The 22600-nt window shown below is 44.9% G+C and carries 31 protein-coding genes and 3 tRNA genes; 6 read left to right on the top strand and 28 right to left on the bottom strand.

Features of this window, described 5'->3' with window-relative positions:
* Position 1 precedes the first annotated feature (1 nt).
* The 24 genes from HMPREF9429_RS02535 to HMPREF9429_RS02650 all read right to left on the bottom strand — a co-directional run bounded on the left by HMPREF9429_RS02535 (position 2) and on the right by HMPREF9429_RS02650 (position 15835).
* The gene (locus tag HMPREF9429_RS02535; protein WP_006941376.1) at positions 2 to 1549 is read right to left on the bottom strand and encodes a polymorphic toxin type 50 domain-containing protein; all 1548 of its coding nucleotides are present in this window, start codon (positions 1547 to 1549) and stop codon (positions 2 to 4) included.
* Positions 1512 to 2912: a hypothetical protein gene (locus HMPREF9429_RS02540; RefSeq protein ID WP_006941378.1), complete on the bottom strand. Its 1401-nt coding sequence runs from the start codon at positions 2910 to 2912 to the stop codon at positions 1512 to 1514. Before HMPREF9429_RS02540 ends, HMPREF9429_RS02535 begins: the two co-directional genes overlap by 38 nt.
* An 11-nt stretch (positions 2913 to 2923) precedes the next feature.
* Positions 2924 to 4333: a phage terminase large subunit gene (gene terL / locus HMPREF9429_RS02545; protein ID WP_006941380.1), complete on the bottom strand. Its 1410-nt coding sequence runs from the start codon at positions 4331 to 4333 to the stop codon at positions 2924 to 2926.
* Complete coding sequence (locus tag HMPREF9429_RS02550; RefSeq protein WP_006941382.1) at positions 4326 to 4805, bottom strand: helix-turn-helix domain-containing protein; 480 nt, start codon at positions 4803 to 4805, stop codon at positions 4326 to 4328. Before HMPREF9429_RS02550 ends, terL begins: the two co-directional genes overlap by 8 nt.
* A 48-nt stretch (positions 4806 to 4853) precedes the next feature.
* On the bottom strand, positions 4854 to 5228 hold the full coding sequence (locus HMPREF9429_RS02555; protein ID WP_006941384.1) for a hypothetical protein: 375 nt from the start codon (positions 5226 to 5228) through the stop codon (positions 4854 to 4856).
* Complete coding sequence (locus tag HMPREF9429_RS08865; protein ID WP_006941386.1) at positions 5225 to 6523, bottom strand: N-6 DNA methylase; 1299 nt, start codon at positions 6521 to 6523, stop codon at positions 5225 to 5227. The genes HMPREF9429_RS02555 and HMPREF9429_RS08865 overlap by 4 nt, the downstream gene beginning before the upstream one ends.
* A gap of 335 nt (positions 6524 to 6858) precedes the next feature.
* A complete protein-coding gene (locus tag HMPREF9429_RS02565; protein ID WP_006941388.1) occupies positions 6859 to 7179 on the bottom strand; it encodes a type II toxin-antitoxin system PemK/MazF family toxin in 321 nt (106 codons plus the stop codon).
* Entirely contained in the window at positions 7172 to 7720 is a 549-nt protein-coding gene (locus tag HMPREF9429_RS02570; protein WP_232216636.1) for a Panacea domain-containing protein, read from the bottom strand. The genes HMPREF9429_RS02565 and HMPREF9429_RS02570 overlap by 8 nt, the downstream gene beginning before the upstream one ends.
* A 197-nt stretch (positions 7721 to 7917) precedes the next feature.
* Positions 7918 to 8427 carry a hypothetical protein gene (locus HMPREF9429_RS02575; protein WP_006941390.1) on the bottom strand — a complete coding sequence of 170 codons (510 nt, stop codon included), beginning with the start codon at positions 8425 to 8427 and terminating at the stop codon, positions 7918 to 7920.
* 40 nt (positions 8428 to 8467) lie between these two features.
* Positions 8468 to 8767, bottom strand: coding sequence for a hypothetical protein (locus tag HMPREF9429_RS02580; RefSeq protein ID WP_006941392.1), 300 nt, complete (start codon positions 8765 to 8767; stop codon positions 8468 to 8470).
* A gap of 43 nt (positions 8768 to 8810) precedes the next feature.
* The gene (locus tag HMPREF9429_RS02585; protein WP_006941394.1) at positions 8811 to 9263 is read right to left on the bottom strand and encodes a RusA family crossover junction endodeoxyribonuclease; all 453 of its coding nucleotides are present in this window, start codon (positions 9261 to 9263) and stop codon (positions 8811 to 8813) included.
* Between the two features lie 124 nt (positions 9264 to 9387).
* Entirely contained in the window at positions 9388 to 9792 is a 405-nt protein-coding gene (locus tag HMPREF9429_RS02590) for a single-stranded DNA-binding protein (RefSeq protein ID WP_006941395.1), read from the bottom strand.
* 11 nt (positions 9793 to 9803) lie between these two features.
* A complete protein-coding gene (locus HMPREF9429_RS02595) occupies positions 9804 to 10001 on the bottom strand; it encodes a hypothetical protein (protein WP_006941396.1) in 198 nt (65 codons plus the stop codon).
* A complete protein-coding gene (locus HMPREF9429_RS02600) occupies positions 9988 to 10332 on the bottom strand; it encodes a DUF3310 domain-containing protein (RefSeq protein WP_006941397.1) in 345 nt (114 codons plus the stop codon). Before HMPREF9429_RS02600 ends, HMPREF9429_RS02595 begins: the two co-directional genes overlap by 14 nt.
* A 231-nt stretch (positions 10333 to 10563) precedes the next feature.
* Complete coding sequence (locus HMPREF9429_RS02605; protein WP_006941399.1) at positions 10564 to 10797, bottom strand: hypothetical protein; 234 nt, start codon at positions 10795 to 10797, stop codon at positions 10564 to 10566.
* 16 nt (positions 10798 to 10813) lie between these two features.
* Complete coding sequence (locus tag HMPREF9429_RS02610; protein WP_006941400.1) at positions 10814 to 11080, bottom strand: hypothetical protein; 267 nt, start codon at positions 11078 to 11080, stop codon at positions 10814 to 10816.
* Positions 11081 to 11083: 3 nt separating this feature from the next.
* Positions 11084 to 11635: a hypothetical protein gene (locus HMPREF9429_RS02615; RefSeq protein ID WP_006941401.1), complete on the bottom strand. Its 552-nt coding sequence runs from the start codon at positions 11633 to 11635 to the stop codon at positions 11084 to 11086.
* Positions 11636 to 11638: 3 nt separating this feature from the next.
* Positions 11639 to 12430 (bottom strand): DnaD domain-containing protein, encoded by a 792-nt coding sequence (locus HMPREF9429_RS08870; protein WP_006941402.1) that lies wholly within the window; start codon positions 12428 to 12430, stop codon positions 11639 to 11641.
* A gap of 61 nt (positions 12431 to 12491) precedes the next feature.
* The gene (locus HMPREF9429_RS02625; RefSeq protein WP_269479168.1) at positions 12492 to 13043 is read right to left on the bottom strand and encodes a recombinase RecT; all 552 of its coding nucleotides are present in this window, start codon (positions 13041 to 13043) and stop codon (positions 12492 to 12494) included.
* Between the two features lie 109 nt (positions 13044 to 13152).
* The gene (locus HMPREF9429_RS02630; RefSeq protein ID WP_006941404.1) at positions 13153 to 13719 is read right to left on the bottom strand and encodes a GIY-YIG nuclease family protein; all 567 of its coding nucleotides are present in this window, start codon (positions 13717 to 13719) and stop codon (positions 13153 to 13155) included.
* Between the two features lie 120 nt (positions 13720 to 13839).
* Positions 13840 to 14166, bottom strand: coding sequence for a recombinase RecT (locus tag HMPREF9429_RS02635; protein WP_006941405.1), 327 nt, complete (start codon positions 14164 to 14166; stop codon positions 13840 to 13842).
* A 13-nt stretch (positions 14167 to 14179) separates the two neighbouring features.
* Positions 14180 to 15118 (bottom strand): YqaJ viral recombinase family nuclease, encoded by a 939-nt coding sequence (locus HMPREF9429_RS02640; protein WP_006941406.1) that lies wholly within the window; start codon positions 15116 to 15118, stop codon positions 14180 to 14182.
* Between the two features lie 115 nt (positions 15119 to 15233).
* Positions 15234 to 15431 (bottom strand): hypothetical protein, encoded by a 198-nt coding sequence (locus HMPREF9429_RS02645; RefSeq protein WP_006941407.1) that lies wholly within the window; start codon positions 15429 to 15431, stop codon positions 15234 to 15236.
* Between the two features lie 200 nt (positions 15432 to 15631).
* Positions 15632 to 15835: a helix-turn-helix domain-containing protein gene (locus tag HMPREF9429_RS02650; protein ID WP_040773455.1), complete on the bottom strand. Its 204-nt coding sequence runs from the start codon at positions 15833 to 15835 to the stop codon at positions 15632 to 15634.
* A 172-nt stretch (positions 15836 to 16007) separates the two neighbouring features.
* Between HMPREF9429_RS02650 and HMPREF9429_RS02655 the strand changes: the two genes are divergently transcribed.
* From HMPREF9429_RS02655 to HMPREF9429_RS09415, 6 genes are all read left to right on the top strand, one after another.
* Complete coding sequence (locus tag HMPREF9429_RS02655; RefSeq protein WP_006941410.1) at positions 16008 to 16412, top strand: helix-turn-helix domain-containing protein; 405 nt, start codon at positions 16008 to 16010, stop codon at positions 16410 to 16412.
* Positions 16402 to 16668 (top strand): ImmA/IrrE family metallo-endopeptidase, encoded by a 267-nt coding sequence (locus HMPREF9429_RS02660; protein WP_006941411.1) that lies wholly within the window; start codon positions 16402 to 16404, stop codon positions 16666 to 16668. Before HMPREF9429_RS02655 ends, HMPREF9429_RS02660 begins: the two co-directional genes overlap by 11 nt.
* A 45-nt stretch (positions 16669 to 16713) precedes the next feature.
* Positions 16714 to 17154 carry a hypothetical protein gene (locus HMPREF9429_RS02665; protein WP_006941412.1) on the top strand — a complete coding sequence of 147 codons (441 nt, stop codon included), beginning with the start codon at positions 16714 to 16716 and terminating at the stop codon, positions 17152 to 17154.
* A 117-nt stretch (positions 17155 to 17271) separates the two neighbouring features.
* Complete coding sequence (locus tag HMPREF9429_RS08875) at positions 17272 to 17907, top strand: zinc ribbon domain-containing protein (RefSeq protein WP_006941413.1); 636 nt, start codon at positions 17272 to 17274, stop codon at positions 17905 to 17907.
* Between the two features lie 43 nt (positions 17908 to 17950).
* Entirely contained in the window at positions 17951 to 18964 is a 1014-nt protein-coding gene (locus HMPREF9429_RS02675; protein ID WP_006941414.1) for a hypothetical protein, read from the top strand.
* A 125-nt stretch (positions 18965 to 19089) separates the two neighbouring features.
* Positions 19090 to 20598 carry a recombinase family protein gene (locus HMPREF9429_RS09415; RefSeq protein WP_006941415.1) on the top strand — a complete coding sequence of 503 codons (1509 nt, stop codon included), beginning with the start codon at positions 19090 to 19092 and terminating at the stop codon, positions 20596 to 20598.
* Here HMPREF9429_RS09415 and HMPREF9429_RS02680 read toward each other — a convergent pair.
* The 4 genes from HMPREF9429_RS02680 to groL all read right to left on the bottom strand — a co-directional run bounded on the left by HMPREF9429_RS02680 (position 20555) and on the right by groL (position 22597).
* A tRNA-Val gene (locus HMPREF9429_RS02680) sits at positions 20555 to 20630 on the bottom strand. The two genes, HMPREF9429_RS09415 and HMPREF9429_RS02680, sit on opposite strands and share 44 nt — an antisense overlap.
* A 5-nt stretch (positions 20631 to 20635) precedes the next feature.
* Positions 20636 to 20710, bottom strand: a tRNA-Glu gene (locus tag HMPREF9429_RS02685).
* Between the two features lies 1 nt (position 20711).
* Positions 20712 to 20787, bottom strand: a tRNA-Asn gene (locus tag HMPREF9429_RS02690).
* A 178-nt stretch (positions 20788 to 20965) separates the two neighbouring features.
* Positions 20966 to 22597, bottom strand: a complete 1632-nt coding sequence (groL, locus tag HMPREF9429_RS02695; protein WP_006941416.1) for a chaperonin GroEL — start codon at positions 22595 to 22597, stop codon at positions 20966 to 20968.
* Positions 22598 to 22600 lie beyond the last annotated feature (3 nt).

Genomic DNA, 22600 nt, shown 5'->3' on the forward strand with positions numbered 1-22600 from the left:
TTTACCGCTCCTTTCTAGGTACTATGTGAATTCCTTTATTTGAAATATGTACGGTTGCAAGACTAGTCCTAGTCATCTCTCCCGTTTCTTTATTCACAGTATAGCCAATATGCGGTGATATATCAATAAGCACTTTATGACTCCAATTTCCGTTTTTTGTCATTTGTATTCCACTAGCATCAATGGCATCCTTTATGGCTTTGATTACATCTGCATTAGGGATTTCATACTCATAATAGCTTTTATTATCTTCGGGCTTGTATAGTTCATGCCCTTTTGTGTGCATTCCTTGCCGTGGAACGTATTCGCTCATAAAGAATGGTGAATTAATATAATCCTTAACCCGTTTTATAACATCATCAACCGCTTCTCCCTCAAGGCGTTTCCCTAATTTCCCTACGTTTACTTTGCCATTCTTAACATATGCTTTCAAACTTTCAGGAACAGGAACTCGTGCGTTGAATCCATCGTGGCTTATTCCTCTTACTTTTTCAGACCACGACAAAAAACCTTTATTTACTAAATTTCTACCATGGACACCAAGTAGCCGCTCTTGCTCTCGTTTCGGAAGCGTATCGATGTATGCCTTTCCACCCTTATCAACATTATCCTTTTGCTTGCTTATGTCAATCATGCCGTCAACAATTGGCTTGATTCGACATAAGCAGTGAGGATGTGCAGGGAGCTTCGGGAATTTATCCTTCGGGAATATACCCTTGCCAAGTCCGTACAAATCGGCGTGTGCGTATACGTCGCAAATATCGCACTTCGGATGTCTATCGGAGAGTTTCCATTGAAACGCCACAATGTCCGGGTCATCCATATATTTAGCCATGACTCCATCAGCATAGGCTCTCGCTCGTTCCGTACGTGCAATCCGTTCAGCGGTATACCTGGTCTTTTCTTGTACTGCGGTATCGATAGCCTTGCTTACGTTTTGCTTTGCCCCGTTTTCGATGGCGTCCATGACTTCACTATACGCTGCTCTTAGCCCCGGCGTTGTTCCTTGCTCAATAAGCTTTCGTGCGTGACGTATGGCTGCCTTCCATTCAGCGACCGCTTCTTCGTCAAGCCAATCGGGAACAGGGAAGTCCTTCACCTCTTGAATGAATTCGGGTATATCTTGCTCAGGAATAATGCCGCCTTTGCCGTATCCGTCAAATAGCTTCTTGGCCGTCTTGGCTGCCGACTCGCCTTCCTTAATAGCCTTGCCGATGACCTCGGCCGATTCGGCCTGGACCTTCTTGCTGTTCTTATACATGCGTTCAGAAAGATTTACGCCGTCATCGGTCCATGCCTTGCCCATGGCTTCCGATATAGCTTCTCGCTCAAACTTGGCCGCCGCTTGTTTCTTCCCGTACCCTTCAGCAAAATCGCCTACAAGGTCGTCGAGCAAATCCTTGTAAAGGTGCCGCATAACCGGATAACGGTGATACGCCACTTTTACGGCTTCTTTAGGGTCCATACCGGCTAAGATTAAGGCCCGAAGAACTCGCTCGAAACCGTCTAAATTATTCTCCAGGTTGTTCTGCGTTCTGTCCTTCGGCATTTACATCACCCTTATCACCCGGCATCGGCTCAAACCATTGCTTCATTAAGTCCCTATCCCGTTCAGCCTCATCAAAGCCTTCTTCTATCTCGCTTACGATGTCATCATACGTATCAGGCTCAATATTTGGCATATACGCCTCCAGGACTTTCTTACTTACTTCAGCGGAGAACGTATCAGATCTAAACCCAAGGTCCAGTGCCTGTTGTGCCTGAGACAGCGATTCGGTAACGTCGTTAATCTGAAAATCTCGAGGATATTCAACTTCATAGCTAACGGTTTCCTTCGCCCACAATTCGTACAGCCCAATGATATCCTTTTCAGCCTCTTCACACTGAACGGAAAAGTCCGCCAGGCGTTGGTTGGTTCGTTCAAAATCCCATTGTTTGGCCACACCACTCTTTGACTGCTCTACGCCAACTACTGAATCAATGCCGCTCATGCGATACATTTCCTTAATGAGTCGGTCAATTTGTGCCATCAGCACCTCAGCTGGCCCTTTATCCGGAGCAATAAATGCCGGTGCGTGAGACGACTCTTGCGGATACAGCAGCATGTTATTTGTCCCGAGCGTTACGTCGGGAGTGCTGCCGTCTGCAGGCATCGTCAATACGGAGAACGTCTGATTGTTCAATATTTGCGTTAAGAGGCTGCACAGGTGGTACACATGGTAGTTTGTCTGTGCAATACTCAAAAATTCGGCAGGCGGTAAAATGTCCGTCTTTTTAGAGCTTCTACCGAACCACTGAACAACAGGAATACGGCCAATGTTATGTGTACCATTTTTAATTTGGTTCCCGTTTTCGTCCAAGACCTGCCAATTCGTCGGAGTCCATATGTAATATCGTGTTTGTTTCTTTCGGTCAGCGTCGTAAATAACGTCCTTGTATGCGAACTTGATTAATATTCCCTTCTCATCAAACTGCCAGTCCGTAATGTGATGCGGCTCAACAGCCGTGAGATACGGTAAAGCTCGATTCTTGACGTTATCAGCCACCGATTCGCCGAACTCCACAACGTTATTCACGATGATATACATAACTCCGTATAGCTTGGCTAGGGTCGCTTGCTGACGTATATATTCCTGTAAGCTCGTGCCTTTGCGGTCTACGTCTTCCAAGAACACCTTGAACTTCTCCGTATCTTTATATTCACGCTTGATTGTATCTCGGAATATCGGATCTACCGACGCATTGACGATAGGACCGGTGTAATTCAAATAATACGCAAGCTTCTTACGAAAGGCGTAATTCGGCGTACTTTCCCTCGGATGACGAACCAAGCCACGGCCAACAGAAAACAGGCCTGTACCGTAATATGCGTCTTTTAGTAACTTATATCCATACAGTTTTTCAGAGTCCATATTTTTACTCCTTAATAAATATTGACGTGTGCCGCTTTAATTTGCGGTGCGTTTATCTTCTCGGCAATGCCCGTCGTGGCATCAGGTGCGTCATCGTGAGCATTCTTGCCCTCACGTTGATAACGGGTCATCGCTCTGTGATATTCAGGCCATCGGTCTTTCCAGTTGGTCGGGAAATAAATATGCTCCATGACCCATGTTGAATTAGAAAGTATTCGTGCCGTCTTATTTTTCGTCTGTGCGAACGTATTGATGACCGTCTTGTTCGACTTGTATGTGTCTTGTAGGATTCTTCGTACTTGCCGTGCAAAGCCTCGGCCACCGTTGTTTGATTCGAAGTCAACAACGTTCACGCCATTCTTATATAACATGGCGGCCGTTGCCGGCTCCGTCTCTTCCATAGCGTCTTTCGTATACAGAAGGTCAAGCACATAAGCTTCGCCGTTATACACGCCGTACACAATCGAGCAAAGGTAATCGGATCCTGTATCAGCCGTATCCGTATAATTCCGAATGGCCGTAAATAACGGATTGCCGTTTGCATCCGTCGGGATGCGGTCATACGTTTTAAAGCTCGAATATAGCTGGCCTTTGAGGTCTATCGGCTCCTGCTGATAGTTGGCACTGGCGATGTCGGCACCCATAGCACGTACTTTTTCTTCATAACTGCGTCGGGATAATATCTCATCGCAGAGCATGGTACCGTCCGGCTGCAACGCCTGCATCGTAATCACCTTGGCCGCCTTACCAAAATGTTCAATGGCTCGACCGGCAAGGTCGTCGCTCGCCCATCTCGTCATGATGATGAGTATCTTACCGCCCTCTTCAAGACGGCTTAGCATTGTGTTTGTAAACCACAGCCAGGATTTTTCTTTCGCTGTTTCGTTGTAAGCTTCTTCGGCGTTCTTTATAATATCGTCGATAATAAGAAGTGAACAGCCAAAGCCGGTTGCCGTCCCTGACGGAGACGTGGCCAAGTATGAATTGTAGCCACCGTCAAGCGACCACATATCCATGGCTGCATCACCACGTTTTATACGGACGTTCGGAAAGATATCGGAGTAAACCGTGATATTATCATCAGCCTTAACCTCTTGGATCGCATTTCGAACATTCTTAGCAAACGTCGCCGAAAGAATATTATTATACGAACCGGTCATTATCTTTTCAGCCGGATTGCGGCCTAATACCCATTCGACAAATAAACTCGCCGTTCTGCTTTTTCCATGCCGTGGCGGTTCATTAATAATAAGCACTTTGGCCTTCTCATCTTCATAGAACGCTTGTAACGCTTCACATAGCTCAACAAGATACCGCCGTTCAGGCTTATAAAAGTCTGAGGCCATTAAATTGCAAAAATAAAAGAACTCACGCCGTGCGAGTTCTCGTTTTGCTTGCCGTTTAATGCGTTCGTCAATCATCGGCAATCAGCTTCTTTATATCTTCCGACTTAACGCCATCAAAGGGATTATTCTCAATCTTTGCTTGCATATCGACGTTCTTGACGTCTCTCCATAAGTCAGGCCGTCTGTTCTTCAGCCAGAAGATTTGCGCTGTTACATCAGGCCTTTCCCGCTTAGTTACAACCTTCGTCACTGCAAGGCCTAGCGGTTCACCGTTAGGGGCATACGTCATTTCTTTCGTAATCTCGTTATACTCATACCCCATAGCTCGTTTAAGCAGCGCATTTTCAACCTCAATATCAACGACTTCCTTACCTCTTTTTAAGGCGTCAGAAAAGTCAGGGTATTTCTTCTTCCAGGAATATAAAGTGTCTCGACTAATGCCGATATGAGCCGCTATTTCGGCGTCAGTCGCTCCGTCACGAGTCCAAGCCTGTAACCGCAAAAGATTATCAGGCTGAAGCCACTGTACATATTTACCTTTTGCCATTACAGACTCACCTCCTTTAGTCCATTAGTTCATTGGCTGTTTGCTGTTTCATTCTTTTTTCCCTTCCATCGTTCGCATCAACAAGGCAATGTGTGCCTGTATCTCATTGTCTAGGTGATAGGTTATATCCATGTGACGTATGTCATGGGCTGAGATATTCAAGCCCTGACGATACCGATGTAAAAATACGGGCATTGACCGCTGTACTATTAAGTGCAGGTAATACGGAATAATCCCCCTTGGCCTTACGACTACGTATTTACTGTCGACTTCTTGGTCGTAGTCCAGGTATATCGTTTCTCCCTTGCTAGCGGATACCTGTATACCTATGCAGCCTTCGGGGTATATGGTGCCCTTTTTCGGCCTGCCTAAAATGTCGGCGACTTCTGTAATTTTGGCCGTTTTGTAATTTTTTAAGGTCATACAAACATCTCGGCCAGCATGTATTTTTTAAGGTCTTGGAGCTTTGCAATAACGGCTTCTTCTTCCTGGACGGTAACTGCTCCGGTTGATGAGGTTAAGAACTTTTCCATCTCGACGATAAACGCTTTAAACTCCTTCTCGTCTTCCGGGTTGGTGCATACGAGTTGCCGTAGCATTACCGCAACTTCCCGTCCCACCTGCTCCGCCTCTTCGTTAATTTGGTTTAATGCTTTGGCCATCTCCAAAGCATCGGGGATAGGCTCCAGCTCAAAATTGTCAATATATCTGGGAATGTTTAGGTTGTAGTCGTTGTCCCTGATTTCCTCGATTGATACACACCGTGAATACTTGTCCTGCTCCGACCTTGTGGCGTATGTGTTAATGACCCTTGTCACGTGTTCGACGGTCATTTGGTTTTTATTTTTGAGTTTTTTAAACTCTTTTTGTGCGTCAATAAACAGAATGTCTTTACGGTCCCTATTCTTTTTGAAAACAAGAACGCAGACGGGTATATCCGTGTTGGCGAAAAGCTTTCCAGGTAGTCCTACAACTGCATCCAACAGGTTACGGTCGATTAGCTCCCGTCTTATGTCTTCCTCGGCCTGTCCACGGAACAGTACGCCGTGCGGCAAAATATAAACCGCTGTACCGTTATCTTCCAATGAATGGATGCCGTCTAATACGAAGGCGTAATCCGCCTTGCTTTTGGGGGCTAATTTATATCCCTCAAAGCGTTCATCCATAACGGGATCCCATGGCATCGAATACGGCGGATTACTGATTACGGTATCGTACTTCCAGTCTTCCAGCGGGGGGACGGGAACTTGCGCAATACTCCCGTTTTCCACTCTGTAGGCATTTAATTTTTCTCCGGTTAATACGTTCTTTTCTACGACGGTTGCCGGCGCTTCTGCCATCAATAGGTTAAGCAGCAGAAAAGCGATGGCGTTTTGGGAATATTCTTCGAGATGTAGGTCGATTGTCTTATCGGTGTTATATTTTGTCAGCGACAGGCCGCCTATACCGGCGCATACGTCACGGACATTACCACCGGGGGCAATTCTTGCTACTATATCCAGTACGCATTGCGGCGTGTAGTCCTGCATATAGTTTTTGCGGTCGGCACTTTGTTCTTCAAATTCGGCTAAAATGCCGCCGTAAGAATATACGTCTTTTAAGGCTTCCATCAGTTCTTGCCGCTTGATATCGTCAAGTAAGGCCGTCATCAACGCTTCCGGTATTTCGTATTGCTCCCTGATATTAAGCTTTTGCATGATTATTCGCAATATCGCCATATTGGCAGCTACCCCCTTTGCCCGTATCGAGAAGTGTTCATAACAGACGTGGCTGCGACGAAGGCCTTGCACCTACCCGTGCTGCCGATGGTAATACAGTTAGCAGAGCAACGACATTTTTTATTATTCAGGCAGCTCCTGCGGTAGCATATGACCTTTGTCTTCGTCTCCATGAATCTCCTCGATACGGTTAATGAAATGGCAAAGGCGACATCTCACGATGCCGCCTCTCTTAGCATATATAAAAAGGACGTCCCATTAGGACGTCCTTGAAAAATCACTTTTGTGATATTTAACCTTGGCAACCACCATTACCAAGGTTTGTGATAGCCATTCTACTCTATATTATAAAAAGACAATAGCGAACGAATCGCCATAATATCAGAATCAGATAGTGAGCCCATACGGCCAACAAAATCTGACTCTTGTAGCTCTAATCTTTTAGACAATCTAACAACAGATGGTTTTTCTAATCCGGCCGCTTGCCATTGAACTATTTCGTATTCACCAAAATAGCGTTTCCTAGCTGAATGTGACGTTATCTTAAAAGATAATATGTAAGAAATTCTTTGGTCTACAACTAGAACTGGCCTGCATTCAACTTGTTCGCAATCTTCAAACTTTACATTTGCCCACCAAATCTCCCAATTATTCATCGTCATTCCACTCGGCAGGCAGTACTAAATATCCTTCATCGTCCCGTCGCCCTACGGTTTCGATTTTATTAATTACTTCTGAGAATGTGGGGATCGGATTTTGTTGAGAAAAATAACTATATATAGAGTCTATATCTATTTTCACATGCTTTCGGTTGGGGTCGTAAACTTGTTGCCACGGCGACCCCTTCTGATGTGACATTTTAACTAATGCCGACGAAGATATTTGCCCATAATAACTAGCAACGTCAAACAATAGTTCTCTCTCTTCTTCGCTAAATGCACCTTTGCTATACGGAATGCTTTCTTGAATAGGGTTTTTCTCTAATGACTTATATTGTTCATATACAGAGGGAACAACAGGCCCATATTTCCAAGCCTCAATATCATCAGTGAACAGCGGATGGCCTAATTTCTTCAAACATTCTCCCTGCGCAAAATAAAGAAGTTTATTCACGCGCAGATTCGTCATCAAATCATCTGTAGGCAATGAATTTACGATATTAATAAAAAAACGCGCAACATCAATTGCTTTCGCCATCTTAAACACCTCCTTATATAATGCATTATATACTATTTGCATTAGAAAAATAAAGTAACCCTCACAACATAAAACGAGACGCCCCACCATTTGGACGTCTCGCATTACCACTCTATATGTTTTAGGAGGTGTTCACACTATTACTATACCAGCATTTTCCGCACTATATCGGCACAAATCCGCACCATTTGTGACTGTTACGATTTCTTCCACTCATCAAAAAACACGAAATGCGTCTGTACCGGGATGACGGACGGTCCGAACATCATCGTCGCTATTTGTTCTAGGACTTTACTCGAACGCTTACGCACGGCCGTTTCGCTCATGTGTAGCCTGTCGGCGATTCTCATCCACGACGCTCCGTTAATGAATCGTTCTTCGGTAATTACTCGGTCCGAATACTCCAATGCCTCGATAGAACGGTTTAGTCGCTTGATTAGCGGCTCTACTTTCTCCAGGTCGGAATATAGCTTTTGCCGTCGTTCTTCGATGCGGTCATTCTCATATACGGCCCGCTCTTCCGGGCTTATCATAATCCCGTTGCCTCCAGGCGTGTGTGACAACGTCGGCACTTTCGGAGCGGCACACAGTGCTTGCGTGGCGTTTAAGTCTTCTAAGTCGGCCTTGATATTCTTAATGTACGTATTAAATTCGTGGTATCGATGCAAGTACTCCCGTACCGCATTTATGTAATCGTTATGAAACACTGTGTGCGTCCTCCTTCTTACTGTTTACGTCGTTCGGGTATCATTCTTTTACCTCGTTGTAAAATTCTTCTATTTCGTCTTGCAAGTAGGTTGTTATATTCCCGTACTCATCTCTTCCGATATAATCGCCATGTTCGACTTCGATGTTCCGGTAAACTCCCCCTTCGGGACAATGCTCACGGATTTGTAACAAAGGGCTTCCCTTAACTTTCCCGAATCTCCATTCATATTCTCTGCAATAAGTTTCGTTGTTTTCAGTTAAGAATTTATCGACTTCGCCGTTATTGTTATAAAACCGCTGAACAATTATCTCCGTCGGCTTATGTCTGAATTTTTGCATTTTCCCGCTCCTTCTTTGCCTTTCGGCTTGTGTACGAACTTCATCATATTTTCGCTTGCAGAACGACCTCGATTCTCGGCCGTTCGCTATAGAATTTCCATGCGAATATCTCGCATACAACGCTATCATCTTTCAGTACCGTACCGTTAAGGGCATCGAGTACGCCTTTTACGTAATTATCTGTGTCCGGCTTCGTTGTCGGCCGTATATATCCGAGTACCGCTTCTTCCCGTTTTTTCTTGCTGAAACTTTTCGGCATTGACCGGAAAACTTTTAATTTCAAACAACACGCCCAGTCAATCGGTTTAAAGTTCGGATCCGACAGCAACGGCTGCAGCTCCAGTCGTATAAGTTGCTTATAAGACTTCGACTGAATCGGGTCATACGCCTTGACGAATCCGCCTTGCCGTGAAAATCTCGGCCGGCCTTGTGCAACCGGATTCCCGTATACGATTAACTCTATTTGATTCTCATCTTTGTAATACTTCACCGGCATTTACTCATCTCCTCGAAAACCTTCCTATTTTGACCTGTAACGAGTTTTTAATTGCTCCGTGATAAAATTATCACAAGATATATAAAAACTCGCTACAGATACCAAATTTTTAATTTATCGGCTATCAGAACGGCAATTCTTCATCGACAGGCGTTCCCAAGTCCTCGAATCCGTTACCCTGTGATGCCGGGATTCCGTCTTCGGATTTCTTCTTGTACGGGAATAAGGCCGTGCCGGCGGCAGTTGCAATGACGTTGCTTGAATATCTCGTTTCGCCGTCTTTTTCGTACTTAGACGTTGAGAATCGCCCGAATACCCATACCCGTTGCCCCTTCGACCACTGGTCCATGCCTTCGGCTAACGCTCCGAATGCCGTAAACGGTACAAAATCGGCTGTGTCCTTCCACTCGTCGCCGTCTTTGATGCGTCTGTTGCACGCCACTGTTCCCCGTGCTACCGCCATTCCGTTTTTACTGAACGATATTTCAATATCTCGTGCGAGATTTCCTTCGAGCTGTACGTTATTCATGTTGTTCCTCCTTAATCTTCGGCAAAGTCGACAATATCGTAAGCCATATCAAGCCGCTTTATGCCTTCTTGTAAGTATTCTTTTGCCGCTTCCTGTTCATAATCATCGAGTCCGCAATCCTCGATTCGGTCTAGTGCGGATTCGACTGCGTCAATAGCTCCGGAGATACTAAATGTCACGTCGTCTATCGCTGTCTTATCTAGTGCCACGATTCTGTTCCTCCTTCAATTCAACAAGCATTTCTATATACTGCTTAGTGCCTTGATTCTGCTCCTCCTTCAATTCGATTAACATGTCGATATACTGTTTCGCTTTCTTCAAGTCCTTAATCGCCGTACCTTTGGCCGGGTATCGGTACAGATACTTCACGGCCGCCCCCAGGTAATACGCTTCCTTTCCCTCGGAGCCTTGTGTAATATCCCCGATTATCTGCTCGCATTCCTTACCTCGCCACGTGTAGTGATTCGGCTGCTTAATCTCATCTTGCCCGAATTCCGGTTGTCCGTTGACCGGGCTTCTGTGAATCGTTCCGTGTTCCATGCTTTCCCTCCGTTAACGCTTTATATATTCTTCGGCATCGTGTACTGCAACATATCGTTTTGGCTTTAATGTCTTCCCGCCGTTTCCAGTAGCTGAACTGCACCGAGCCTCCGCATATAGGGCATGTCCAGTAATCGTGCTGCCGCTTTATCTGTTCCGTGTACCTTTTTCGGCATGAAGGGCATAACTTGCTATGCCCTTCGTATTCCTTACCGCATCCGACGCATTCCATTAGAACGGGTGCCGTCCTGTTTCGACATGTCGTTTTACTCGTTCCTGGTCTTTCAGCACTCGGAACGCTTCATCAATGTCTGTCTTATCGATAAATCGCCGTGTATACTCGCCATTAGGCTGTATAGGGTATGCGTCGATAACCCTTAACATTTCACAAAGTGTCACCTCGCCCATGCCCGTATACTCCATTGCTTCTTTCATTGTCATGTACCGCTTTTCTGTCTTTTTCATGCCTATTCTCCTTTTCCTACACCGTCCTGTTAATAACCTCATCGACGATTTTATCAACGTCAATAACCGCATCTGTCCGTAATTCTCCGTGTTCGTTAAACTCTCCGCTCGCCCTGAATTTGACATCGTCTATGATGCCCCTCATAACGGCCCTGTCCTTCCATTGGCAATCACCGTCATACACGATAAACTCTTCTAATCCGTACCGTCCGATAATTCCTACTTGTGACCGTCTGTACAGTACATCTGCCGGTCGTTCTTTTCCAAACCTTATGATTCGCATTGCTTACGCCTCCTGTGTTAATACAATCCGTTCTACGACCTCGCCGGTCTTCGATAAGTACAGCTGCACCGCATTGCCCTTCTCGTCAATCGTGAATCCGTTCTGCTGATAGTGAATTAACAGCGGAAAGTTTCGGCGAATGACGCTGTCCGTAATATCCGGCCATAGCCGTTTGGCAAACTCTCGTAACCGGTTTGGGATAGGTCGCTCGAATTCGCCTTTTTTCATTTTTTCTGCCTGTTCCATAAGTGCCTGAACGTTGACCCGGCCTCGAGGCTTTCTGTATTCGGCGATTTTTAACGCTGTCCGCTCGCTTTCGGCCCTGGCCTGTGCCTTCTTATCCAACGCTTCTTTGAAGGTCGCCAAGGACGGTAAAAAGCGTTCTCGGCTTATCACTTCTTCGACTACGTCTGCAACGTCCTGCTCATCATATCGGTTGAACATTCGGACGAAGTTGTCAAAGTACCGTTGCCGTTCGTCTTTATCTCTAAGCCCGTTCGGATACGAGCCGACGATTAAATTCTCTATGAAGTCCATGCTGCCGTTCGTGAACATACTTTAGAACCTCCTTTGCTTCTTCTTGTGTTCTTCCCGCTCACGCATAAACCGTTCAAGGTCTGCGGAACGTTCCGGATCTGACTGTTTTTCCGTTCTTTTTCCTTCGATGCCCTCGTCATATCCGTTCGCTTCCCAGTTATTCAGAATCCCGGTGATATACGCCAGGCTTCTTTTGTTCCGCATAACAGCTCTTTCAATGGCCTTTGCCACGAAGGTTTCGCCGTGAGTGTCAACGAGTGCCTTTAACTTTTCCGCTTCTACCGGTGAACTTACAGGGTGAATGTTATCCCCGTACATTTTCAAGATGTCAGAAGACGACGGAGGGTCCTCCTTTTCTTCTTCTTCTCTATCCTTACCTAACCTATCCTTACCTAACCTATCCTTACCTGTGGCAACCAACGGTATACCACTGGTTGCCAATTGGTTGCCATTCGGTTGCCAGTTGGTTGCCAATTGGTATTCTTTATTGTCCGCAACAACCAGTTGTTTACGTTCATTCTCTAGCTGCGGATTGGGATTGTACCTGTCTTTCCGCAAGCTGTTGTGCAATCTCCAGTGCTTAATAACAATTACGCCACTTTCAAAGGGAATGGTGTATCCTTTTGCCTGTAACACACGCATGTCATCATCTTTAGCCCCAATCACTCGCATTATTGATTTGGGTGCGTTGATAAAGCCGTCATCGTCGGCCTCTAGCAATAAGTGGAAGTACAAGCACTGCGTTGTTGCCGGCATGTCTAGAAACTGATCTGATTTAATAATGCTTTTGGCTATCATTCGCCGTTCTGCCATTCTTTTGCCCTGTAACGGGTTCGGGCCGGAGTGATTCCCGGCCCTTCCTCCGCTTCCTTTCTTAGTTCATTGATGCCGCTAATATTGCATCGTCTTTCTGTTCTTGCTCCGTCTTGATTTCGCCCGTTGTCGGGTCTACATTGTCCGGCACTGTTTCGGCCTCGGCATCGATATAATCCGTTTCATCCGGTTCGGCTGTCATATCCGGCGTAATGTTCTTCTTGATAGTGCCGTCTGCACTCATTTCACGAACGAATTCGGTTTTAAGCGGTGCATATTTTAAGCACTTCTTGAGAACGGTCTTTTTCGCCATTTCGTCGAAGTTCTTAGCCCAAGGACTGTAATTGCTTCCATATGCCTGGCTGTACTTCTTGGCGTGATTCTTTACGTCCTCGGCACTCATAACCTCGAATCCGTAACCGCCGTCCTTGGTATGGAATACGGCATAGTAGGCAATGACCGCACCCCGATTGCTTGTGGCCGGTACGTGTCGGAGCTTCGGTTCGAGTCCTAATTCGTATTCAAATTCGTCGTTCTCGTGTACCTCGTGTGCTTGTATATCCCGGACCTCGCCGCTCCGGTATGCCAGGTCGATTAATCCTTTATCTGTTATCCTTACGGTTTATCATCCCGTAAGCACGGACTATCTCTTCACGCTTATGCGTGCCATGCACTTCGAGCAGTAACTCATCGTCTGCCCTACGCTGCTACATTCATCGCAGCTAGTCTCTACACTCCGTTAAGAGCTTTATATGATATCCTTTGACCGTTCCACTTCTTTTAATAGCCTTCGTCACGGTCGATGCGTTTACACCAAGTTTTACAGCAACGTTTTTAATTCCGATAACGACTTCTCCGGTTTCTATAATTAGTGCCTTTTTTAAGTGTCCTGCATTCGTTTGAGGAAATATTTTGTGTCGTGCCTTTTGTCCTACACTAATTTTTTTGCCGACTTCCGGCGGCATCTTTTTACCTGCCAGTGCCTTGGAAAGTTTTTCCCTTGTTTCCATAGGCCTCGGCTTTCCAATGGTGTTATATTCGGGTTGTAATTTATGGATAAAATCCAGTTCCTTTGCTGCTATCTCTTGTTTACTTGTTTCTTCCGGGAAAATTTCAATAGGCTCAATCGTGAAATTATCTCTGCCATATCTTAGAATGTCTTTCTTGACGGCCGAGTTAACGTTTGATGTGTAATCTCGCCATTGCTGTACACGTTTTTTAAATCGTGTTGTACTGCCGATATAGAATTTCCCGTTTAACACATTAGTAATTTTGTAAACACATTTCATATCATGTCGCTCCTTTCAAAGCACGGTATTACCCTCTTTAGTGACGGGCTTCACCGTTAGCCCCTGCAAGAGGACACCCCTGAGTAATAGGGTTCACACGGTTTTACTTGACCAAAAGGTTTAGCCAAGTTGGAATTGGCACTCGAGCGTGCCTTTATTCTTATACGGAATGAGATACGCCTGGCCAAGCGGTGTGTTCGGCTCTACACCCAACTGTGCCGCTTGCATCATCGCCCCCAGGAACGATTTCGGAGTGCATTGTTGTAATTGAGGATTGCTGCTCATCGCCGTGAGCACCATACGGGTGAATCTCTCACCCGTGATGACTGTCGGCAGGGCCTTCTGGATTTGGTCGCCCATGCTGACGACGAGGTCTTTCATGCTCTTTACTCCGTCCGGTTTGTTGTTTGCTTTCGTTGTCATGATGCCGCCTTTTGTTGTTGCCATAATTGATTACCTCCTAAATTTTGAATACTCTAATAGGGTTGCCTTGCTTGCTGTATTTCTCGTATACGTCCGGCATTTCGGCTTTCAGCTTCTTGCTGTCTACCGTGACTCGTCCGGCTTGCGTCTTCCATGTGACTTTACGCTCACCGGCATAGGCGATTTCGTGGTCGCCAAGCATTAACTTGATGCCGTTCTTCTTGCTTTCGATTTGGTCCTTGATTCTGTCGGCCGCCTCGTTCAATTCGTCAATTTCGGCCAACAGTTCGTCCGCTTCCTTCGGTAATGTAATGCTGTCGGTCACACCTCCCGGGAATCGTTCGGCCAAGGCCTGGGAACAACTCTTGCTACCGTCTACGTCCGGCATGATGCCGCCTTTGACGTTGTCTTCCCAAAACGCCTTCTCGGCCTCGATGAGTGCCGTTATATCTTCCTCGTTCCTGGGTATCTCCTTCTGCACGAAGTGATTACCGCCGATGAGGCACGCTATATACCACTTTTCGCAACCGGTTACTGCCATATAGTGTTGGCATTGAAGGTAGTACGAATCGGGTACGTTGTCGCCTTCCCACTCTTTGGCCTTGAATCCGTTAGCCGTCTTGCATTCCAGGCCGGCGTTTTCGCCTACGACCAGGCGGTCGACGTTGGCTATCATGAACGGGTAATCAAGCGATTGAAGGGTCCCACATTTTTTTACTTTTAATCCCGTAAGCTCAGTAAACCGGTTCGCAACCGCTTGTTCGTGAACATTCCCCCAATATACGCACTCATTGTCTGAGAGGTCTTCAGGCTCTACCTGTCCGGTCTTTTCCTGCCATAACTTGAACGGTGATTTCCAACGGTTAAGCCCGGCTATGATTGAAGCATCACTACCGCCGATCCCGATGTTTCGAAGTTTTTCCCAGGCCTTTCTGTCTTTCATTTCCTCTACTGTCATGATGAGTTTTGCATTCATTGTGTTTTTTCTCCATTTCTGCTAAACTAGTAGCAATTTAAGTATTTGTTTTTCTGTTGAAACCGCACCTGTTGCCGCAGATGCGGTTTTTTCTTTGTCGTCTTTCGTAGCGGCCTCATAGGATGATGATTGCCATCGCAATGATTAGGTATACCGTGAAGGCTCCGATGCCAATCTTTATGCCTTCTTTTAGCGTGACTTTAAAATCCTCCGATTCTTCCTCAATAACCGGCATCGGCTCAGCTGCCTGTAGTTCGTAATATCTCCGATTGATCCATGCAGCCGGAGCTGTGAGTTCTATTTGTTTCCGCATCGCTTACGCTCCCTTCCTAAATTCTTGAATGGCTAATATTAATGTCAGTATCACTACTACCGCACTCGTTCCGATTGCCAAGACTTCCATGTGATTTGCTCCTTTCTGCCTTCCATGCCCAATATTCATCACTGTTCTCTCGAATCACCTGAAGTATGTACCAAGTTAAGTAATGCATTTGTTCACCTCCTTGTTTAGAATTAAATTCTAGTTTTAGGGCCAAAAAAAATATAATCAATCGGCATGTCGTATGCAGCAGAAATTCTTTCTTGAAATATGGGATTAACGAGTCCAGAGTTCTTTTCCCATTTCATTAAAGTATCCTTTCCAATTCCAATTTTCTTTGCCGCTTCTATAAGAGTGAGTTCAGCATTAACTCGAGCCGCTCTAAGAGAAATTTGCATATCATCACCTCCTTTCCAAATGTATATTTTATATGTCAAATATTACTAGAATTTATTTCTATTGTCAAGAAAAATATTCTATGTTTTTAGATGGACAATTGACAATTTTAGAAAATTATTCTATTATTACCCCGTAGATTTAAAATATTTATTGTAATAAAGGAGCTTTTATATGCCCACTGAAGATGATATAAAAAGATTGTTCAGTCGCAGACTGTCATCCCTAATGTCGGAAAGAAATATTAATCAACGTGAAATAGCACAAGTCGTCGGAGTAAGTGAGTCAACCGTAGGCAAATGGTTGCTATTAAAAGCTATCCCTAGAATGGGTGTAATTCAGAAGTTGGCCGATTATTTTAATGTTGGTAAAACTTACTTCTTGGAGGCTGAATCGGAACAACCAGGCTACTATGCGGACCCGGAAGTTGCTGAACTTGCCGAAGAGTTGCGAACAAACCCGGATTTAAGAGTTCTCTTTAGCAGCAGCCGTAATTTGACGAGGGAACAAATGCAAGAAGCATATAATTTCATCAAATTCTTAAAAATGAAGGAAGAAAATAAAGTACATGACGATTAATATAATTTTCGCTTCTATCCCGCACGCCAAGGCTTCCGTAACGTCAAACGTCGACGGTAGCTATTCCATCGTCGTTAGTAAATCGCTATCTCGAGAACAGGCAAAAAGGGAAGTCCTGCATGAGCTTGGTCACATTGTTGGTGACGATTTCGGAAAAGATATGCATGCCAGTATGATCGAAGAGATGATTCGCCGGAGTAATATTGTTCCCGATAAAGTCGCCGAAAACGTCGAGTTTTACTATCATGTAGTATAAATGACAGGGTTTATGAAAGAAGAAAACTTTTAACGGGAGGGTTTTATGAAAAAATTGCTATTAACTATTTTATGTGTACTCATTTGTCCCCTTGCGGTTAACGCCGTTAATTACGTCCAGATCTCAAAGAATATAGACTCAGCTGTCTTTGTCGACAATGATAGCATTTCTGTAATCCGCTATGCACCACCATATTATGTTATTCAATGTGATGAACGAATTCACAGTTTTACAATGGGAAAATGGGCTCAAATAACGAGCCAATATCTCTATGACTATGATAATCAGATTATTAAAAAACGATATGTTAGCATGAAAGCAAGAAAAGAAGATTCCCCTTGGAGTAATCCTATTAAATATACAAGGATAGACGACGTTAGTAAAAATCAAGCCAACTGGTGGATAGCCAATTACATCTTCAACAAGGCATACAACATGTATTTCTCTCCGGAAGTGCAGGCCAAGTATGGAGCCAAGCATACATAACGAGCCGCACTTTTACTCAAACGAAGAGATAGAAGCATTGCCTGTACAAATATCAGGAAAAGTCGTTGAGTTAAGAGGAAAACTTTAAAATATAAAAATATTTTAGGAGGTATTCAAATGTTTTGTGAACAATGTGGTAAACAAGTATCAGAAACGGCTAAATTTTGCTCTAATTGCGGAGCCCCTGTAGCTCGTGAACAGATGTGTGAAGAGGTGCAGATTGAACACCCCATAGACTCAACGCTATCTTCTTCTGCTAATTCCGAAAATGCCCTCGTTGAACAACCGAGTGCTGAAAAAACGTTGCCTGTTTACAACAAGGAAGTAAACGGCGTTACTTTCAATGCCTTTGAGGTTGCTTTAGAAACGGATCCCTGGCAAAAAGGAAGTGCCGGCACTCTCGCTTTTAGCCAAGCTGTCCGGAAGCTGACAGGGTGCGGAATTTTTAAGGCCGCCAAAATCACGGAACAAGTTCGCACTGACGAAACATTGAAGGCAATGGTAACCGCATATAAATCGGGTATGTCGGTATCATTTAATACCTCGGACGAACCCAAGGAGCCTATAGATGGTGAGTTGCGTTGCCCTAAATGCCACTCAAAACATATTGAGTTCGACAAGAAAGGATTCCAAGCCGGCAAGGCTATTGTTGGTGGGTTGTTAACCGGTGGGATCGGTATTGCTGCCGGTTGGCATAACCGGAACAGACGAGTTGGCGTATGCTTGAAGTGTGGGCATCGTTGGAAATTATAGGGTCACTTAAAATATAAAATGGTCTGCCGGAGGTGTTCTCATTATGTCTATAAAATTATCTGATGATACATTAGCTGCATACAATAATTCGCTCTCAACTATAAAAGAATTTAACGCAAAGGATCTCGTCCGACGTGATGAGTTGGGAGCGGAAATGAGCTTTGCTGACGCCGAGGATGACTTTGAATCTGCTATCGGACTTTTCAAAGGATTGCTCGACATTGATATAACCCGGATTCCTCCGTCAAGAGTTATGGTTCTAATTAGTGATATGGACAACTTTATTAGTTGCATTCAAGCCATAAAGGACTTCTCGTCTACTCAAGGCGTCGATACAAGACAAAGCTTGATAAACGATATTATCAATAGTTACAATGGATGGTTTAACGATATCTCACCCGTCATTGCATATTGCATAAAGGCAGACACTGATTATGATGCTTTAAAGCGACAGGCACAACAGGCGAGGGATGATATTGTTGCCGAATTAAAGCAAGCAAAGACAGAGCGTGAAGAAACAAAACAACAGACAGATGAAATAATAGCCGCTGTACAAAAAGCCGCTCATTCTGTCGGTGTAACGAATCACACCGTAAATTTCCAAGAGGCTGCCACTTCTTTTGAGATGGAAAAGGGCTATTGGGCTAGACGGATACTTTGGCTTAGTATCGTGATTGTAGCATATTCGCTAGTATCTTTTTGGTATTGCCCGATACAGTTAGAAGAACCTTACTTATACCACTTTTTGCAAGCAGCCTTGCCTAGGTTCACTGGATTGGTAGTATTGTTTTATGGACTAACAATTTGCAGTAGAAATTACAGAGCCCAAGCACATAACTATATCATAAATAAAAACAAACAAAACGCACTAAGTACATTTGAGACCTTTGTAAATGCTAGTAGCAACGAAGAAATTCGTAATGCGGTGTTATTGCAAACCACAAAAGCAATTTTCTCTAATCCCCAAAGCGGATATTTAAAAGAAGACGGCTCATCAGATGACTCGGCCCACATTATTGAGATCATAAAAGATGTTTCTAAATTAACAAATCGTTAAACAAAAAAATCCCCCGATGTGTTGCAGCACATCGAGGGCAATCCATAATCCCCTCCCAAAAGGGTCGATTACGCTATAAGTATATCACATCGGCCCTTTTTACAACAGAAAGGACTGATTTTTTTATGTCGAAAATTGCAGTAATCTACGCCCGCTATTCTTCGGACCGTCAGCGAGAAGAGTCTATAGAAGGACAAATCCGAGAATGCAAGGCATATGCCAAGAAAAACGGCATTACCGTAATTAGGGTCTATTGCGACCGTGCCATGACCGGCAAAACCGATAAGAGACCTGAATTTCAGGCCATGATTAAAGATGCTAAAAAGCAGGACTTCGATTACGTCTTAGTCTACAAATTAAACCGCTTCGCACGCAGTCGTTATGACAGCGCTAGGTATAAAAACGTGCTAAAGCAACACGGGATCCGTGTCATCTCAGCTATGGAAAATATAGCCGAAGACTCTAGCGGCATTTTATTAGAGTCTGTGATTGAAGGCTTAGCCGAATACTATAGTGCTGAACTTGCTGAAAATGTTTTACGAGGCATGACGGAAAATGCCCTCGAATGCAAATGGCCCGGTGGCATCGTACCACTTGGATTTAAGCTCGATAAGGACAAGCACCTTGTTATAGACGATGACAAGGCGTTCATTGTACGTGAAATATTCCAGTCCATTATCGACGGCAAGCGTACATCTACTATTATTGATGAATTAAATGCCCGACATTTGAAAACCGCAGCCGGCAAACCGTTTCGCAAGAACAGCTTGGAAAAAATCCTTAAAAACGAACGCTACACGGGTACGTTCGTCTGGAAGGACATTCACAAAGAAAATGCCATTCCGGCCATTATCACCAACGACATGTTCAACGCAGTTCAGAAGATTTTAAAAAATCGCAAGAAAACTCGCAGCCGAGTATGTAGTGATAACTATCTTATATCAGGCCGTTTATTCTGCGGGCTCTGTCACGAAAAAATGATAGGTATGTCAGGGCGGTCTGTGACAGGCCTTCCCTATTATTACTATGCTTGCAGTAATCGGCGTAACCGCATCGGAAAATGCCATACGAAAAATATCCGTGCCGATAAACTCGAAGAATTGGTTGTCGATACGACAATTAATATCCTGTCTGATGATACAGCCATAGAATACATTGCCAAGCAAGCCATTGCGGCACAAGAAGAGAATCGAGCGCAATCCTCTATCCCGGCTATTAAAGAAGAAATAAAAGAGTTATCCAAGAAGCTCAAAAACTGCGTTCAGGCCGTTGAAAACGGTATTATGTCGCAAACCATAGCCGAGAATATACCCATGTATGAAAAACGCCTTGTAGAGCTAAATTCGGAGCTTTCTGACGAACTCGAAAAAGACAACGACCTTAAAGTCGACGAAGATATGATCCGGTTCTTCTTTGAGCGGCTTGTTCAGCGCACAAAAAAAGAGACCAAGTTCAAGAGCTTGCTACTCTCGACTATGGTCCGCTGTGTGGTCATTTATGATGATTATATTGAAATTCAGTACAACTACAAAAAAGAACTACCTATCCTCACCAATCCGGTAAGAATAAATAGTTCGATTTTGTTCGCTGTGGTGGGCGATGACAGGATCGAACTGCCGACATCTTGCTTGTAAGGCAAGCGCTCTCCCAGCTGAGCTAATCGCCCGAGTGTGGTGACCCCTACGGGATTCGAACCCATGTTATCGCCGTGAAAGGGCGGTGTCTTAACCGCTTGACCAAGGGGCCATGGCTCCTCAAGTAGGACTCGAACCTACGACAAATCGGTTAACAGCCGATTGCTCTACCGACTGAGCTATTGAGGAACAACGTGTTCCATACGGAACAATAAGAATTATAACAAAGAACCGTACAAAAAGCAACACCAAAATTGAATGCTTACGGGCAAAACACAAAAGAAGGCCGAATCCCTCGAAAGAGGACTCGGCCTTCCTGATTTCACATCGCCTGTGAGCAGACAATTTATAGGCTATATATGTCGGCTTACATCATACCGGGCATGCCGCCGGGCATACCTCCGGGCATTGCGGGAGCCGCACTTGCCGGTTCGGGTTTATCCGAAACAAGCGTTTCCGTCGTAAGTACGAGAGACGCAATAGAAGCGGCGTTCTGTAAAGCCGTACGCGTTACTTTAGCAGGGTCGACAATGCCGGCCTTAACCATATCCACATATTCTTCCTTGAGTGCATTAAAGCCCACACCGTCGGGAGAATCCATAACCTTGGCAACAATGACCGAGCCTTCCAACCCGGCGTTATGCGCAATCTGGCGAACCGGTTCTTCAACAGCTCGCTTAACGAGATTAATACCCGTCTGTACGTCCCCTTCTTCTTTGAATTCATCCAACACGGGAAGAATATCGATAAAGGTCGTACCGCCGCCGGCAACAATACCTTCTTCAACGGCTGCACGAGTTGCGTTCAAAGCATCTTCCAAACGAAGCTTCTTATCTTTCAATTCAACTTCCGTAGCAGCACCTACTTCGATAACGGCTACACCGCCGGACATCTTAGCCAAGCGTTCCTGTAATTTTTCTTTGTCAAAGTCGGACGTCGTTTCGGCAATCTGTGCTTTAATCTGTGCTACACGATCCTTAATAGCCGCAGCATCGCCATGACCTTCGACAATAGTCGTTTCGTCCTTCGTTACACGTACCTGACGTGCCGTACCGAGGTCTTCAATGCCGATGCTGTCCAACTTACGGCCTACTTCTTCCGTAATAACCGTAGCACCTGTCAAGGTTGCAATATCCTGCAACATAGCCTTGCGACGATCCCCGAATCCGGGAGCCTTTACAGCAACGGCTTTAAATGTACCGCGCAACTTGTTGACTACGAGAGTTGCCAAAGCTTCGCCTTCTACATCTTCGGCAATAATCAGAAGTTCCTTACCTGCCTGTACTACTTTTTCCAAGGTCGGCAACATTTCCTGAATGGATGCGATTTTACGATCCGTTACCATAATATACGGTTCGGACATAACGGCTTCCATCTTATCCGGATCCGTTACCATGTACGGAGAAATATACCCGCGATCGAACTGCATACCTTCTACAACGGACAACTGCGTACCCATAGTTTTCGATTCTTCAACCGTAATAACGCCGTCTTTACCGACCTTTTCCATAGCATCGGCAATCAAGCCGCCTACTTCTTCATCTCCCGCGGAAATGGAAGCGACCTGTGCAATGGCTTCTTTATCGTTGACTTCAATAGCACGCTTTTGAATTTCTTCTACCAAGCGTTTGACAGCCTTTTCTACACCGCGTTTCAAAATCATAGGATTAGCACCGGCTGCAACATTACGCATGCCTTCCTGAATCATAGCCTGTGCCAATAAGGTAGCTGTCGTCGTACCGTCGCCTGCCACGTCATTTGTCTTCGTAGCTACTTCTTTTACGAGCTGTGCACCCATATTTTCAAAGGGATCTTCCAATTCAATATCACGAGCAATCGTAACACCGTCATTCGTAATGGTAGGTGCGCCGAATTTCTTATCCAATACTACGTTACGACCCTTAGGTCCCAACGTTACTTTTACTGCATTTGCCAATGCATCTACACCGTTGCCCAGCGCACGGCGTGCTTCTTCGTTAAACAAAATCTGTTTTGCCATTAT

It is taken from the genome of Megasphaera micronuciformis F0359, assembly GCF_000165735.1.
GTDB classification, from domain to species: Bacteria; Bacillota; Negativicutes; order Veillonellales; family Megasphaeraceae; genus Megasphaera; species Megasphaera micronuciformis.